The sequence below is a fragment of the Demequina lignilytica genome, assembly GCF_030418375.1.
Lineage (GTDB): Bacteria > Actinomycetota > Actinomycetes > Actinomycetales > Demequinaceae > Demequina > Demequina lignilytica.
In genome coordinates this window covers 125,930-138,330 of record NZ_JAUHPZ010000004.1, presented here as the reverse complement: position 1 = coordinate 138,330, position 12,401 = coordinate 125,930, and the positions used below count along the sequence as shown (strand labels likewise).

Annotated in this window: 10 protein-coding genes and 1 pseudogene; 7 read left to right on the top strand and 4 right to left on the bottom strand. The window is 72.9% G+C overall.

Annotated features, from left to right (window positions below; translation table 11 throughout):
• The first annotated feature begins 28 nt into the window (after positions 1–28).
• Positions 29–1,269, top strand: a pseudogene (locus QQX13_RS08365) (IS3 family transposase).
• Between the two features lie 230 nt (positions 1,270–1,499).
• Here QQX13_RS08365 and QQX13_RS08360 read toward each other — a convergent pair.
• Both QQX13_RS08360 and QQX13_RS08355 read right to left on the bottom strand, forming a co-directional pair.
• Positions 1,500–3,968, bottom strand: a complete 2,469-nt coding sequence (locus QQX13_RS08360; RefSeq protein WP_301119107.1) for a lysylphosphatidylglycerol synthase transmembrane domain-containing protein — start codon at positions 3,966–3,968, stop codon at positions 1,500–1,502.
• Between the two features lie 60 nt (positions 3,969–4,028).
• Positions 4,029–4,853, bottom strand: a complete 825-nt coding sequence (locus QQX13_RS08355; RefSeq protein WP_301119108.1) for a CPBP family intramembrane glutamic endopeptidase — start codon at positions 4,851–4,853, stop codon at positions 4,029–4,031.
• Between the two features lie 47 nt (positions 4,854–4,900).
• On the opposite strand from QQX13_RS08355, the gene QQX13_RS08350 reads away from it, so the two are divergent.
• Positions 4,901–5,593 (top strand): MOSC domain-containing protein, encoded by a 693-nt coding sequence (locus QQX13_RS08350; RefSeq protein WP_301119109.1) that lies wholly within the window; start codon positions 4,901–4,903, stop codon positions 5,591–5,593.
• A gap of 134 nt (positions 5,594–5,727) precedes the next feature.
• On the opposite strand, the gene purB is transcribed toward QQX13_RS08350, so the two are convergent.
• A complete protein-coding gene (purB, locus tag QQX13_RS08345; RefSeq protein WP_301119110.1) occupies positions 5,728–7,134 on the bottom strand; it encodes an adenylosuccinate lyase in 1,407 nt (468 codons plus the stop codon).
• Between the two features lie 293 nt (positions 7,135–7,427).
• Between purB and QQX13_RS08340 the strand changes: the two genes are divergently transcribed.
• Together QQX13_RS08340 and QQX13_RS08335 are read left to right on the top strand one after the other, a co-directional pair.
• Positions 7,428–7,643, top strand: a complete 216-nt coding sequence (locus QQX13_RS08340; protein ID WP_301119111.1) for a hypothetical protein — start codon at positions 7,428–7,430, stop codon at positions 7,641–7,643.
• The gene (locus QQX13_RS08335) at positions 7,640–8,962 is read left to right on the top strand and encodes an alpha/beta hydrolase family protein (protein ID WP_301119112.1); all 1,323 of its coding nucleotides are present in this window, start codon (positions 7,640–7,642) and stop codon (positions 8,960–8,962) included. The genes QQX13_RS08340 and QQX13_RS08335 overlap by 4 nt, the downstream gene beginning before the upstream one ends.
• 132 nt (positions 8,963–9,094) lie before the next feature.
• Here the strand turns inward: QQX13_RS08335 and QQX13_RS08330 are convergent, their stop codons facing one another.
• Positions 9,095–9,484, bottom strand: coding sequence for a phage holin family protein (locus QQX13_RS08330; RefSeq protein WP_301119113.1), 390 nt, complete (start codon positions 9,482–9,484; stop codon positions 9,095–9,097).
• Between the two features lie 38 nt (positions 9,485–9,522).
• Between QQX13_RS08330 and QQX13_RS08325 the strand changes: the two genes are divergently transcribed.
• From QQX13_RS08325 to QQX13_RS08315, 3 genes are read left to right on the top strand one after another with little or no spacing between them, the layout of a single operon-like run.
• Positions 9,523–10,626 (top strand): histidinol-phosphate transaminase, encoded by a 1,104-nt coding sequence (locus QQX13_RS08325; RefSeq protein ID WP_301119114.1) that lies wholly within the window; start codon positions 9,523–9,525, stop codon positions 10,624–10,626.
• Entirely contained in the window at positions 10,623–11,561 is a 939-nt protein-coding gene (locus QQX13_RS08320; RefSeq protein WP_301144532.1) for a glycosyltransferase, read from the top strand. The genes QQX13_RS08325 and QQX13_RS08320 overlap by 4 nt, the downstream gene beginning before the upstream one ends.
• A complete protein-coding gene (locus QQX13_RS08315) occupies positions 11,554–12,369 on the top strand; it encodes a glycosyltransferase (RefSeq protein WP_301119116.1) in 816 nt (271 codons plus the stop codon). Before QQX13_RS08320 ends, QQX13_RS08315 begins: the two co-directional genes overlap by 8 nt.
• Positions 12,370–12,401 lie beyond the last annotated feature (32 nt).

Here is a 12,401-nt window from a genome sequence, read left to right as displayed (position 1 = left end):
TGAGTTTCGTTCCGTCTGATCGACAAGGATGGAACCCATGACTCGATACACGCCGGAGATGCGTGAGCGCGCCTTGCGAATGCTCGCGGAGGCGCTTCCGGATCACCCGAACCTGACCTCGGCGACGCGGCACGTGGCGGGGATGCTCGGGATGAGTTCCGAGACGCTTCGCCTGTGGCAGCGCCAGATGGAGGCCAACGCGGGCGGCAAGGTCGCGAACGTCGCCGACGCGGCGGCGGAGATCAAGCGTCTCAAGCGCGAGAACGCCGAGCTTCGCAAGGCCAACGAGATCCTCAAGGCTGCGAGCGTGTTTTTCGCCAAGGAGCTCGACCGCCCCTGACCGAGATGATCCGCTTCACTGATGAACATCGGGATCAGTTCGGGGTCGAGCCCATCTGCCGTGTCTTGCGCCCGGCAGTCCAGGGATTCCTCACCGCGCGCGGCTAGCGCGCCGCGAAGACCAGAACACCGTCCGCACGGCAGCTGCGTGACGAGCTGCTCATCCCCGAGGTCGCCCGTCTGCACGCGGAGAACTACGGCGTCTACGGACGGCGCAAGATGCATGCGCTCATGCGCCGTCAGGGCTGGGACATCGGGCGGGACCAGACCGAGCGGCTCATGAGGCTCGCAGGCGTGCGGGGCGTGAAGAAGTCCAAACGCGTCTTCACCACGAAGTCCGACCCGGCCGCGGCTCTGCCGAAGGATCTCGTGAAGCGCCACTTCAGGGCCGACGCTCCTCGCCGTCTGTGGGTGGCCGACATCACGTATGTCGCCACCTGGTCGGGCTTCGCCTACGTCGCGTTCGTCACCGACGTCTTCTCACGCAGGATCGTGGGCTGGAACGTCGCCTCGACGCTGAAGGCCGAGATCCTGCCCTTGCAGGCCCTCGACATGGCCGCATGGGACGCCGGAGGCGACCTCACCGGGCTCACGCACCACTCGGACCACGGCTCGAACTATCAGTCGATGGTCTACACCGACCGCGTCGTCGAACTCGGCGCGAAACCCTCGACGGGAACCGTCGGCGACTCGTATGACAACGCTCTGGCCGAGGCGATCAACAACCTCTACAAGACCGAGCTGATCCGCCAGAGAGGCCCCTGGCGGACCGTCGAGCAGGTCGAGCTCGCCACCCTCGAATACGTCTGGTGGTGGAACCACCAGCGCCTCCACGGCGAACTCGGCATGCGCACCCCCGAGGAGGTTGAAGCCGAGTACTACGCTGACCTCGCAGCCGCCCAAGTAGCGTCTGTCGGACAAAGAAACTGAGCGGAACGAAACTCAGGCCAATTCAGATCTGGTGATGCGACCCACATGAAGCGTGACGGCACGAGTGCGAAGCGCGCGTTTGGGCGGCCGCCGTTCGGCACTACGGTGTGGCGGGCGTGGCGCACAGACGGCCGAGTGGACCTGCTGCACAAGTCGGCAATTGCCAGACTCGCACGGCAACTTTGCCGAACTAGCGCCGTTTGCCTAGATAGACCGGCAACCGACACTGCCTACAGCTCGCCCTTGCCCTCCAGGTACTTCATGGCGACGTAGCCCAGGGGGATCCGCAGCCAGTAGCTGAGGAGTCGATAGATCAGCACGGCGGACAGCGCGAGGGCGTAGGGCATGCCCGAGCCGGTGAGGCCGGTGGTGAGCGCGAGCTCGACGGCACCGAGACCACCGGGCGTCGGCACCGCGGCGCCCACCGCGTTGCCGACGAAGAACAGCACCGCGAGGTCGATGATCGCCATGTCCTGGCCGAAGGCCATCAGCGAGGCGTGGAACGCGCCCACGAAGCCCACGGTGAGGAGCAGGTTGCCCAGCAGTCCGAGCCCGAGCCGCCACGGCTGACCGAGCACCTGCGACAGGCGCGGCCACGTCTGCCGCACGGTCGGCATGATCCGCTTCGCCGCCCACGCGCGCACCCGCGGCACGGTCAATGCGAGCCCGATCGCGGCGGCGACCACGCCCAGCCCGATGAGGATCGAGGTCGAGGGCAGCGCCGCCAGCGCGCCGTTGCCCCCGGAGACCACGGTGAGGATCACCAGGCCGACCACGGTCACCACCACGGAGCTCACCTGCACCAGCGCCACGGTCGCGACGGCGAGCGGCGTCGCGACCTTCCGGCGTGTCAGCAGCCGCAGGTTCAACGCGGCGGGCCCCACGCCAGCCGGCACCGCGAGAGCGACGTAGGCCGCCGCGACCTGGGTGAGCAGCACCCGTGAGAACGGCAGCCTGACGGGGCTGAACGCGACCATCGCGAGCGCCGCACCGACGAACGTGAGCAGCGCCCACGCGAAGCCGACCACCAGCCACCAGGGGTTCGCCTGCTGCACGGCGTCGAGGAAGTCCTCGGTGTTGAACTGCACCGCGATGACCGCGACGGCGACCAGCGCCAGCGCGATGGTGGCGACGGTGCGCCACCCGAACCGCACGATGTTCTCCGACCCCACCTCCGCGTCGGGCGACCGCTCGAGGATCTCCTGGCGGACCGCCTCGAGCACCTTGCCGTGGGGGTTGCCCCGGAGCGACCTCCGCGTGGTCGCCGGCAGGACGATGCTCTGGAGCAGGGGGGCGGCCTGCTCGACGGTCTCGGCGCCCAGGACGCGGAAGGCGGAGTCGACCGCGCGCTCCGGACCCACCTTCGCGGCGGTGAGCGCCAGCACCTGGGCGGCGTCGATGCGCTTGGCGAGAACCGACGTCGCGACCTCGCCCAGCTCCCAGGCGGTCAGCCACACGGTCGGCAGCGTGCCGGGCACCTCGTCGCCCACCAGCACGGTGTCGGCGTCGAGGCGGCGGTGCGACAGTCCGGCGCCGTGCGCGCGATCCACCTCGGTCCAGATGGCGTCCAGCAGCGCATCGTCGACCTCGTCCTCCGGGACGTCCGCGAACGGCCGGACCGCGGGCGGGCGCTGGTAGACCAGCAGCATCGTGTCGCGGATCTGGCTCATGCCGAGCACGCGGCCCGTGCGCACCCCGGCGACGCGGGCTGCATGCGACACGAGGGCCGTGGACTCCGCGCTGGACCGCAGCGACACGTCGGCGCGCGTGTCGACGCCACGCAGCCGCAGCGATCCCCACAGCTTGGACAGGAAGCCTGCGGCCTGCTGGTCTCCGTCGAGGGCGACCACGAGCAGGTGGTGGTGCTCGACCGTGGTCATCGCGTAGACGCGACCCTGACGGGTGCGCGCGAGCGCGTCGGTGACGGCGTCCAGCTCGGGGTGCTCGTGGACATGCTCCATGTCCGCTCGCACCATCGTGCGCGGGTGGAAGCCCGCGCGTCGCACGCCCTCGACCAGCGCATCGCCGTACGCGCGGTCCGCGGTGGAGCCGAGCCAGTAGCGCAGGCCGAGTCCCGCCGCGCGCCCCAGGAGCACCGTCAGCAGGGCCGACGGGATGGTGACCACGCTGAAGATGATGCCGATCGCGAGCCCGAGCCACAGCAGGTTCCACGAGATCGACAGCGTGCGCCGGGTGTTGCGGCGGCCGGCCGCCGTCAGCATCGCGGAGATCGCGGCCACGAAGCTCGGGAGCTGCAGCGACTCCGCCCCCCGGGGCGTCAGGCTGAGGCCCAGCTCGGGCGTGCCCCACAGCACCAGGCCGGCGGCGAGCAGCAGCGTGAGGATGAACGCGCCTACCGCGGCCGCGAACACCTCAATGAGGCGGCGAGGCTCCCGGCGCACGATCAGGTCGATGACCAGGGTGGCCGGGATGATCACCGCGACGATGCCGTTGAAGAGGTTCACCGGCGCCACGAGCAGGCGCTGGAGCAGGGGCGACACCCCCGCGATGTCCTGCGCGATGCCCTGGGTGGTGCTCAGCGCGTACTCCGCGAGGAAGAGCACCAGGACCACGCCCAGCGCCGTGCCGACCAGCGCCAGCAGGTCGGTGAAGCGCCGGATGCGGGCCTGCGGCTCGTCGACGATGCGCACGGCCGGGGTGTCCGAGGACACGGCGGCGGAAGCGGTGTCGTCGGCCATGTGCGCGAGTCTACGGCCGCCGGTACCGGGACCCGGGGCGGACGCACCCGCTCGCCGCGCTCAGGCGACGCCCAGCTGCACCAACCACTCGTGCGGCACCAGCTCGGGTCCGATGAACGCGACCGCGTCGAGCGTCCAGTGCGCGAGCACCAGCGGCGCCAGCCGTCCGCGCCGGACGTAGACCCAGCCGAACACCAGGCCCATCACCACGTTCCCGAGCGCCATCGGCCAGCCCTGGTACAGGTGGTAGGCACCGCGGAGCAGGGCCGCGAGGATGATCGCGGTCCAGGGGCTCCGGCCCAGGTCGCGGAGCCGCGTCAGCACGAACCCGACCACCACGAACTCCTCGAGCACGCCCGCCGCCGCGGCAGACAGCAGCAGGATGGTCGCCGCCCACCAGGCGTCCGGGAGGCCGGACGTGTCGACCGTCACGGTCTGGCCGAATGCGCGAGAGATCGCGTACAGCGCGAGGCCGGGCAGGCCGATCATCGCCGCGAGGATCGCTCCCCAGCCCAGGTCCTTCCACCAGGCGCGCGCGGGGCCGACCAGGCCCAACCGCCGGCGGGCCGACGCGCCGTGCTGGCTCAGCAGGTACAGCGCCAGCGCGACCGGCACCAGCGCGAAGCCGATGGTCAGCAGCTGACGGATCAGGTCGATGACGTCGATGCTCGACCGGCTGGGGTTCAGCGTGGTGGTCTGGCCCGAGATGGGTGTGGAGTCCAGGTACCGCTCGATGAGCCGCACCGCCGCGTACACCGCGGTCTGACCCAGCGACAGGCCCATGACGATCCAGACCTCGGCGCGCATGCGTCGCTTCGAGGGCAGCGTCACGCCCGCGGCGGGAGGTGAGGGAGGGGTCTCGACCGGGGCGGCTGCGGTGTCCATCGTCACGCCACTCTAACGAGCGGGGGTTCCCGGCCTACGCTGGCGCCATGCGCATCGTCTCCCTCCACCGCTTCCCCGTGAAGGCGATGGGCGGCGAGGACATCGACGCGGTGCGCGTGGACGGCCGCGGGCTCGCGCACGACCGGGCGTTCGCGGTGGTCGATGCGGACGGGATGTTCGCGGCGGGCAAGCGCGGGTCGCGGTGGCGTCCGCACGAGGCGATCTTCGGCTTCGCTGCCACGGCGCGGGACGATGCGGTGGTGGTCCTCCGCGGCGACGCCGCGTGGGAGGCGGGGTCGCCCGGGCTCGATGCCGAGCTCTCCGCGGCGACGGGGGAGCCGATGCGCGTGGTGGCCGAGACCCCGGGCGAGACGGACTTCTTCGACGCGAAGCCGGTGTCGATCGTGGGCACGGCCACCCTGGACTGGTGCCGGGCGGAGCTCGGCGCGGACGCCGATCCGCGCCGCCTGCGCGTCAACGTCGTGGTCGAGACCGACGAGCCGTTCGTCGAGGAGAGCTGGATCGGGTCGCGGATCGGGCTGGGCGACGTCGCGCTCGACGTGGTGAAGCGCAACACACGCTGTCGGGTCATCGACCAGGCGCAGAACGGGGCGACCGAGCGGACGCGGTGGCTCAAGCCGCTGGGCGACCGTCGGGACGGGTGCGTGGCGGTCTACGCGACGGTGGCGACCCCGGGCATCGTCCGCGTGGGCGACCCGGTCGCGCCCCTCACCGCCTGACTTCTGCAGCCCCCACCCCCGGACACTCCGCACGGAGGTGAAGTCGACACGCCGGGCCGGACCCCGCATCGTCCCCTCGCGCGCGGCGTGTCGCCGCGAGCTCCGTGCGCACGGTCCGGCAGGGAGGAGGACCGTCAGGCCAGGAAGCGGTCGACCAGCGTCTCGGCGAGGCCCACGTAGCCGCCCGGCGTGAGCGCGGCGAGACGGTCCTTGGTCTCGGCGGGCAGCTCGAGGCCGCCCACGAAGGCCTGGATCGCGGCGGCGTCGATCTGCTGACCGCGCGTGAGCTCCTTGAGGCGCTCGTAGGGGTTCTCCATGCCGGGCACGCCCGCGATCGCGGCGGCGCGCATGGCCGACTGGATCGGCTCGGCGAGCACCTCCCAGGAGGCGTCGAGGTCGGCGGCCAGCGCCGCCTCGTTCACGCTCAGCGTGCCCAGGCCGCGGCGCACGTTGTCGATCGCGAGCAGCGAGTGCCCGAACGCGGGGCCGATGTTGCGCTGCGAGCTCGAGTCGGTGAGGTCGCGCTGGAGCCGCGAGGTCACCAGCGTGGCACCGAGCGTGTCGAGCAGCGCCGCCGAGATCTCGAGGTTGGCCTCCGCGTTCTCGAAGCGGATCGGGTTGATCTTGTGCGGCATCGCGCTCGACCCGATGGAGCCCTTGGTGGTCGCCTGCGCGAAGTAGCCGAGCGACACGTAGGTCCACACGTCGGTCGCGAGGTTGTGGAGAATGCGGCCGAACCGGGCGACGTCGGCGTAGAGCTCGGCCTGCCAGTCGTGGCTCTCGATCTGGGTGGTCAGCGGGTTCCACGTGAGCCCGAGGCCCTCGACGAACGTCCGCGACACCTCGATCCAGTCGGTGCCCGGCACGGCGGCGGTGTGGGCGCCGAAGGTGCCGGTCGCGCCGTTGATCTTGCCCAGGTACTCCTGGGAGGAGACGCGGTGCAGCTGGCGGCCCAGGCGGTGCGCGAGCACCGCGAACTCCTTGCCCAGCGTGGTGGGGGTGGCGGTCTGGCCGTGGGTGCGCGACAGCATCGGCACGGCCTTGGCGGCGCGCGCCAGGTCGGCGACCTGCCCGACCAGGGACGTCGCCGCGGGCAGCCACACGTCCTCGACCGCGCCCTTGACCATGAGCGCGTAGGAGAGGTTGTTGATGTCCTCCGAGGTGCAGGCGAAGTGGACCAGCTCGCTGAGCGGCGCGAGCGACGTGCCCTCGATCCGGCGCTTGATGTAGTACTCGACGGCCTTGACGTCGTGGACCGTGACCTTCTCGATCTCGGCGTGCTCGGCGATGCCGTCGGCGCCGAAGTCCGCGGGGATCGCGCGCAGGAGCGCCTTCTCGTCGTCGGTCAGAGGGCGGACGCCCGGGACCGCGTCCTGCTCGCACAGGTGGATGAACCACTCGACCTCGACGTGGAGGCGCATGCGGTTGAGCGCGGGCTCGGAGAGGTGGTCGACCAGCCCGGCGACGGCGCCGCGGTAGCGGCCGTCGAGGGGGCCGAGGGCGATGGGGGGCTCGATGGCTGCGAGGGAGGTCCAGGTCACGCGCACATTGTTCCATGCAGGCGCGGGCGGCGCGTCGGGCGGCTCCAGCCGCCGAAATGGCGACTCGGTGCACGAAAGTCGCTGCTTTCGTGCACCGGATCGCCATCTCGCGAGTAGGGGGGTGCGCTGGGGGCGGGGACGGTGCGTGGGCGGGGACGGTGCGTGGCCGGGGACGATGCGTGGGGCGCGGACGATGCGCGGGCGGCGTCCCCAACCGCGCGCCGCGCATCGTCGCTCCCCAGCGACCGAGGACCCGCGCCCCGGCAGGACGTCCGCCGCCTAGCGTCCACCGCATGGACGACTCGCTCCGCTTCCTCGCCCGGGCCCGCGACCAGCTCGCGCACGCCGAGCGGCTGCTGGCCGCCGCGGACGACGCGGCCTGGGCGGGCCCGAGCGCCTGGTCGTACCGGGAGCGCCTGGACGAGCGCCGGGCGGCCTGCGCGACGCTGCTCGCGGAGGTCGACGCGGCCTACGCCCAGGCGCTCGCGGCGCTCCGGGCCGCCGCGTGAGCGACGAGCCGCTCTGGTCGTACGGCGGTGCCGCAGGGCTCGCGGTCCGCCTCGAGGACCTGGAGCGGGCGCAGGCGGTGCTCGCGCTCGCGGGCGGCGAGCTCGAGGACGCCGTCTGGACCCTCGCGTCCGCGGCTCGAGCCGGCGGCCCCGCGACGGGGGCCGGCCCGGCGGGTCTCGCCGCCCGCGCCTCCGGGATCGCGCTGAGCTGCCGGGCGCTCTCCGCCGCGCTGGCGATCGCCGTGGAGCGCTACGCCGAGGCCGAGCGCGAGGCCGCCTCCGGTCTGTCCCTCGCCGTCCGCCTGGGCGAGGTGGGTGCCGACGCCGCGGGCTCCGTCGGCTGGGGGCTGCGGTGGGGCGCGGTGCTCGCGACGGCCCTCGCGAGCCCGATCGGCGCGGCGTCGCTGCTGTGGGACGACGGTCCGCGCCGGCTCGCGCCCGGAGGCCTGCCGCCGCACACCTCCTGGCTGAACGGCGAGCTCGCGCACGCCACGGTCGCCGCCCGGGTCGAGGACTACGACCGCGCGGTCGCGGCGCTCGCCGGCGCGCTCGCGGCCGCCGAGGCGCTCGAGCCCGACTACCGCGGGGTGGTCCCCGAGCCGGGCCCGCGCCCGGTGGCGCTCCGGGACGCCGGCGTCGCGGGGACGATGCGGCGCCTGGACTGGACCGAGCAGCTCGGCGGCGGCGCGGTCGCCATCGAGACGGTCGCCGCGTCCGACGGGTCGCGACGTCACGTCGTGTACATCCCCGGCACCCAGGACTGGGGCGTGACGGACCCCAACCCCGCCGATGCTCACGCCAACCTGGTCGCGGTCACCGGCGGGGTCCCCGACGCGGGCCGTGCGGTCCGCGACGCCCTCGACGCGCATGGCGTCGCCCCCGACGAGCCCGTGATGCTCGCCGGCCACAGCCAGGGCGGGCTCGTCGCGGCGGTGGGTGCGAGCGCGCTCGCCGACCGCTACCGGATCACCCACGTCCTCACGGCCGGCTCCCCCACGGGCAGGATCGCGACGCCGTCCGGGGTCGCGGTCCTGCACCTCGAGAACACGCGCGACGTGGTGCCCGGCCTCGACGGGCGCGCGAACCCCGACACGCGCGACCGCGTCACGGTGGTGCACGACAGGCGCCGGTCCGGGCAGGCCGAGGCCCCGGACGGCTCGCGGACCGTGGCCGAGGCCCACGCGCTCGAGGGCTACGCCGCCACCGGCGCGCTGGTCGACCGCGGCGCGGGTCCCTCGGTGCGCGCCTGGACGGACTCGGCCGGCGCCTACCTGACGGGGGGCCGCTCGGAGATCAGCGTGTACCGGCCCGCGTCATGAGGGGCCACGTGCACCTCGGTCGCGCCCCGGTCGCCGCAGCCATGCGCCCCCGGTGCGAAATGGCGGATCGGTGCACGAGAACCGCGGCTTTCGTGCACTGATCCTCCATCGTGGAGGGCCGGTCGCGGAGCGTCAGTCCCGGCGGGCGCCGGGCACGATCGCGCTCAGGATCGCGGTGATGATCGAGATCACCAGCGCGGCGAGCACGGTCTCCCAGAAGCCGCCGATGGTCAGCTCGGCCCAGGGCACCAGGGTGCTGAGCCACGAGGTGAGCCACAGCATGAACCAGGCCACCACCAGGGAGAACAGGCCGAGTGTGAGGATCTTGACCGGCAGCGTGAGGACGTCGACGATCGGCTTGATGAGCAGGTTCGCGGCGGTCATCACGGCGCCCACGAGCAGGAACACCCCGATCCGGGCCCACGTGCCGGTCTCGCCCCCGTCGACCACCACGCCCAGGGGCAGGAAGGTCACGAGCCAGACGGCGAGGGCGGTGATCGCTGACAGGAGCACGAAACGCATGGCGGTCATTCTTCCACGGGGGTGACATGCTTCTGGGTATGCCCGACACGCGCGAGACCGCCCTGCCCACGCCTCTGCCCGCCATCGCCGCGCTTCCCGCCTACGTGCCCGGCGCGCGTGGCAGCTCCGCGGTGCCGCCGGTGAAGCTGTCCTCGAACGAGAGCCCGGACGGTCCCGTGGTCGGCGTGGTCGACGCCGCCGCCGCGGCGAGCGAGGCGATCCACCGCTACCCGGACATGGCCGCGACCGAGATCACGGCCGCGATCGCCGCGTCCCTCGACCGCGACCCGGCGGAGGTCGTCGTGGGCGCGGGCTCGGTGGCGGTGCTCGCGCACCTCCTGCAGGCGTACGCGGGCCCGGGCGACGAGGTGATCTTCGCGTGGCGCAGCTTCGAGGCGTACCCGATCCTCACCGCGGTGGCCGGCGCGACGGCGGTCAAGGTCCCGCTGACCGCCGAGGCCCGCCACGACCTCCCGGCGATGGCCGCGGCGGTGACCGACGCCACGCGCGTGGTGATGCTGTGCTCGCCGAATAACCCCACCGGTCCGACCATCTCGACGGCCGAGCTCGAGGAGTTCATGGCGGCCGTGCCGACCCGCGTGCTCGTGGTCCTCGACGAGGCGTACGTCGAGTACGTCCGCGCGCAGGACGCGGTCTCCGGTCCCGCCGTGCTCGACCGGCACCCCAACCTGCTGCTGCTGCGCACCTTCTCGAAGGCGTACGCGCTCGCGGGGCTCCGCGTGGGCTACGCGGTTGGACCGGCCGGGCTGATCGCGCCGATCCGCGCCTGCGTGACCCCGTTCTCGGTGTCCGGACCGGCCCAGGCGGGCGCGCTCGCGGCGCTCGCCGCGCGTGAGACCTACCTCGAGCGGGCGGCCGCCGTGGTCGCCGAGCGCGAGCGCGTCGCCGCCGCGCTCCGCGCCGACGGCTGGACCGTCCCGGACGCGCAGGGCAACTTCGTCTGGCTGCCGGTGGGCCCCGCGACCCTCGACCTGGTCAAGCACCTGGGCGCCTCCGAGCCGGCGATCCTCGTGAGGCCGTTCGCCGGCGAGGGCGTCCGTGTCACCATCGGCGCGCCGGCGGAGAACGATGCGCTGCTCGCGCGGCTGGGCTCCTGGCAGGGTCCCCGGGCGGCGACGTGACCCGAGTCGTCGCGGTCGTCGTCGCCTTCAACCGCGCGGAGCTGCTGGTCGAGGTGCTCGACGGCCTGCGTGCTCAGACGGAGCCGCTCGCCGGGATCGTCGTGGTGGACAACGCGTCGACCGACGGCACGCGCGACGTGGCGGCCGCCACGGACGTCGACCTGGTCGCCCTCGACCGCAACACCGGCGGCGCGGGCGGGTTCGCCGCCGGCATCGCGCGAGCGCTGGTCCACCACGAGCCGGACTGGATCTGGATCATGGACGACGACTCCGTGCCGACCCCGACCGCGGCAGCGGAGCTGCGCGTGGCCGCCGAGGTGTCGGGCGCGGTGCTCGCCGCGTCCCGCGTGGTCTGGCACGACGGCCGCGACCACCCCATGAACACGCCGCGGCAGCGGCCCTTCGCATCGTCCCGCCGCCGGGCGGCGGCCGCCCGGGCGGGGGGCATCCCGGTGCGCTCCGCCTCCTTCGTGTCGATCCTGGTGCGCGCGGATGCCGCGCGGGAGCAGGGACTGCCGGTCGCGGACTACTTCATCTGGAACGACGACTTCGAGTACTCGACGCGCCTGCTGCGCGGCCGCGACGGCATCTACGCGCCCGCGTCGGTGGTGATCCACAAGACCAAGGCGTTCGGCAGCACCGACGTCGACCCCGGGCCGCGCTTCTACTACGAGGTGCGGAACAAGCTCTGGATGCTGCGGCGCTCCGCGTCCCTCAACCCGGCGGAGAAGGCGCTGTACGGCGGCGCCACGGTGCTGCGGTGGGCCCGGACGTGGCGCGGCTCGACCGACCGTGCCACGCTCCGCGACGCCTTCCGGCGCGGCTGGCGGGACGGCTGGCGCACCGTGCCGCGCCCCAACGCCACCGCGCTCGCCGATGTCGGTACAGTGGCGGCGGACATCGCCGCAGTGGAGGCAGGGAGAGCGCGTGGCTGAATCGCCCTTCTCGCTGCTGCTGCCCGTGTACCGCGGCGACAGCGCGCGCGACTTCCTCACCGCCTACCGGTCGAGCACCGACGAGCAGTCGCGACGCCCCGATCAGGTGGTGATCGTCCGGGACGGACCGGTGGGCGACGAGCTCGCCGACGTGCTGGCGTCGGTGAGGCGCGAGGATCCCACCATCACGCTGGTGCCCCTCGACACCAACATCGGCCTCTACGGCGCGCTCGAGCGCGGCCTGGAGGCCAGCGCGCACGACATCGTCGCGCGGATGGACGCCGACGACATCTCGCTGCCCGGTCGCTTCGCCCGGCAGCTGTCCGCGATGGACGCCGGCCTCGACCTGGTGGGCACCGGCCTGTACGAGTTCGAGACGGACATGGACCACGTGGTCGGGCGGCGGACCCCGCCGGTCGGCGACAGGATCCGGGCGACGGCCCGCTTCCACCAGCCCTTCAACCACCCCACGGTGGTCTACCGGCGCTCGGTGGTGGCGGCCGCGGGCGGGTACCAGCCCATGGGCCGCATGGAGGACTACTGGCTGTTCGCGCGGATGCTGATGCAGGGCGCGAAGGCGGACAACATCCCGGAGCCTCTGCTCGGGTACCGCGTCGACGCCGGCGCCTACCGGCGTCGCGGGGGATGGGACCAGTTCAAGTCCGAGATCGAGCTGCAGCGCGCGTTCCGGAGGATCGGCTTCACCACGCGCACCCAGGAGCTGCGGAACCTGGCGGTGAGGGGCGCGTACCGCCTGATGCCGACCGCCGTGAGGCGGGTCGTCTACCGCGGCGCCTTCGGGCACTGAGCCGCAGGCGGGCGCGCGTGCACGCAGGTCCG

Bases quoted from the DNA above. Each gene is read 5' to 3' on its own strand.
- QQX13_RS08360 (WP_301119107.1), bottom strand. From the start codon at position 3,968: ATGGCCGACGACACCGCTTCCGCCGCCGTGTCCTCGGACACCCCGGCC.
- QQX13_RS08355 (WP_301119108.1), bottom strand. From the start codon at position 4,853: ATGGACACCGCAGCCGCCCCGGTCGAGACCCCTCCCTCACCTCCCGCC.
- QQX13_RS08350 (WP_301119109.1), top strand. From the start codon at position 4,901: ATGCGCATCGTCTCCCTCCACCGCTTCCCCGTGAAGGCGATGGGCGGC.
- QQX13_RS08340 (WP_301119111.1), top strand. From the start codon at position 7,428: ATGGACGACTCGCTCCGCTTCCTCGCCCGGGCCCGCGACCAGCTCGCG.
- QQX13_RS08330 (WP_301119113.1), bottom strand. From the start codon at position 9,484: ATGCGTTTCGTGCTCCTGTCAGCGATCACCGCCCTCGCCGTCTGGCTC.
- QQX13_RS08325 (WP_301119114.1), top strand. From the start codon at position 9,523: ATGCCCGACACGCGCGAGACCGCCCTGCCCACGCCTCTGCCCGCCATC.